Source organism: Neisseria sp. P0001.S005 (genome assembly GCF_051963715.1).
In genome coordinates, this window is record NZ_JBQCTZ010000988.1 from 1 (window position 1) to 263 (window position 263).

General features: G+C 52.1%; 1 pseudogene. It reads left to right on the forward strand.

Annotated features, from left to right (window positions below):
* A pseudogene (locus ACTHSP_RS23795) lies at positions 1 to 263 on the forward strand (nitric-oxide reductase large subunit); the annotation flags it as partial.

Below are 263 nucleotides of genomic sequence, written 5' to 3' on the forward strand. Positions count from 1 at the left end.
CGCTACCTGAAACCTAATGTTCAATTTGACGACAAACTGATGACTTGGGGCTTCTGGCTGCTGAACGGCGGTCTGGTGGGTATGATTGCCATCAGCCTGTTGCCAGTCGGCGTGATTCAAGCTTACGCTTCTATCACTCATGGCCTGTGGTATGCACGTAGCGAAGAGTTCCTGCAAATGGAAATCCTGGATACCCTGCGTTGGGTTCGTACCGCTGCTGACTTGATCTTCATCGGTGGTGCTGTCTGCGTTGCTATCCAAGC